The sequence below is a fragment of the Phyllobacterium sp. P5_D12 genome (assembly GCF_054049495.1).
Map to the genome: position 1 here is coordinate 1 of NZ_JBFUMG010000647.1, position 2,330 is coordinate 2,330.

Below are 2,330 nucleotides of genomic sequence, written 5' to 3' on the forward strand. Positions count from 1 at the left end.
ATATTAATACCGGCGCGGCCCGACAGAACCTTGCAAGTATTCAGGCCGCTTCTGGAATTCTGGAAGCATTGTCCGAAGGAAGACTTCAAGTTTACGGGCAGGAGATCAGAGCAATCTCCAATACAGACGACCATAGCATCTGCATCGAAATTCTATCGAGGATGACCGGAGTAAACGGGGAAATCATTGCGCCCGCCGAATTTATCCCCGCTGCGGAACGCTTCGGCCTTATGGGTATAGTCGATCGCTGGATCATCCAGCACACGCTTGAGACCTATGGCCCAAAATTGATGCAGATGAAGAACGTGTCGCTCGCAATAAATCTGTCCGCGAATACAATAAGCGATCCCACACTCTGGCCGTTTCTACAGTCAACGATTGAAAAAACCAAAGTTTCTCCGTCTCGCTTGATATTCGAGATTACGGAAACGACTGCCGTCAATAATTACGAGGCGGCAGAACACTTCGTTAAGGAGGCACGCGCAGCCGGATGCCGTATAAGCCTCGACGATTTTGGCACCGGCCTCAGTTCATTCGGATACTTACACCATTTCAAGGTGGACAGTATCAAGATAGACGGGGCATTTATCGAGAAATTGTCCAAAAGCCGGCTCGATCAAGCCGTCGTTGCTTCCATTAACGGTATCGCGCGCGAACTTGGTGTAGACGTTATTGCCGAGCATATCGAGGATCTGCAGGCGGTCGACATTCTTAAGTCGCTTGGTATCGGCTATGGTCAAGGCTTTCTGTTTCATCGTCCCCAACCGCTTCAAGCCCTGTTACAGAGTTTGGAAAAGTTGGAAGTCCGATAGCTCGACCAACCAAAACAACCAGCTACACGTAATTTTCAATCTACAGTAGACAAAACCATCCCGGAATCGACGACTCTTGTGTAGGAATCGAAGGTTCTTCCGCCAGATCGGCCTCTTTTCGTCCTCTTCCGCAATGACAATTTAGCTTTCCCGTTTTTTCTGCTACGCGGATACGTGGGGAGAAAAGTCGGCAATGGGTTACGATGCGGATGCGATCATCATTGGCGCGGGTCTCGCCGGGCTCGTCGCGGCAACGGAACTCACCGATGCCGGCAAGAAGGTGATCATCCTCGACCAGGAGCCGGAACAGACACTCGGGGGCCAGGCCTGGCGATCCTTCGGCGGATTGTTCTTCATCAACTCCCCCGAGCAGCGCCGTCTGCGCATCAAAGATTCGCGTGAACTCGCATTGCAGGACTGGATGGGCTCGGCGGGTTTCGACCGGCCTGAAGATCACTGGCCGCGCAAATGGGCGGAAGCCTATATCGATTTTGCGGCCGGTGAAAAACGCGCATGGCTGTACGCCCAAGGCATGCGCTGGTTTCCGGTCGTCGGCTGGGCGGAACGCGGCGGATCGCTGGCCACCGGGCATGGCAATTCCGTTCCGCGCTTTCATATCACCTGGGGCACGGGTCTCGGCGTAGTCGAGCCGTTTGTCCGCCGGGCTCGCGAAGCCGAGCAAAAAGGTCTCCTCACTTTTCGCTTCCGGCACCGCGTAACGGCGCTGGTAAAAAGCGCCGGAATCATCGACGGGGTCGAGGGCGAAATCCTCCAGCCGAGCGAGGTCAGGCGCAGCGAACCGAGTTCCCGCATTGCCACCGGATCGTTCGCCCTGAGGGCGCAAGCGATTATTATCTGCAGCGGCGGTATCGGCGGCAATCACGATCTGGTGCGCAAGAACTGGCCGGCGCGGCTCGGAACGCCGAAGCACCTCATCAGCGGCGTGCCGGACCATGTCGACGGATTGATGCTGGGCGTCGCCGAGAAAGCAGGAGCCCATCTCATCAATGAAGACCGCATGTGGCACTATGTCGAAGGCGTCAACAATTGGGATCCGATCTGGACAAAGCACGCCATTCGCATTCTGCCCGGGCCCTCGTCGCTATGGTTCGACGCGCGCGGCGACCGCCTGCCCGCGCCATGCCTGCCCGGTTTCGATACGCTTTCCACGCTCAGCCATATCATGAAGAGCGGCTATGATTATTCCTGGTTCGTGCTGAACCAGACGATCGCCAAGAAAGAGATAACGCTTTCGGGCTCGGAACAGAATCCGGACTTCACCTCGAAGAGCTGGCGGCAGGTGCTGAAGCGCGCGCTAGGCGGCGTCCCCGCTCCCGTGCAGGCTTTCCTCGACAATGGCGAGGACTTCATCGTCGAAAAGGACCTTTCCACACTCGTCCGCCGCATGAACGCGCTGACTGGCGACAATCTGATCCATGAAGACGGGTTGAGGGCGCAGATCATGGCCCGCGACCGCGAGGTCGACAATCCCTATACCACGGATGCGCAGATCACGGC

Annotated in this window: 2 protein-coding genes; both read left to right on the forward strand. The window is 56.5% G+C overall.

Going from position 1 to position 2,330, the window contains the following annotated elements; all coding sequences use genetic code 11:
* The coding region (locus tag ACXJ5O_RS24715) for an EAL domain-containing protein (protein WP_457302211.1) at positions 1 to 812 on the forward strand (812 nt) is incomplete at its 5' end.
* 193 nt (positions 813 to 1,005) lie between these two features.
* Positions 1,006 to 2,330: FAD-binding dehydrogenase (locus ACXJ5O_RS24720; protein ID WP_457302212.1), on the forward strand; the 1,325-nt coding region annotated here is incomplete at its 3' end.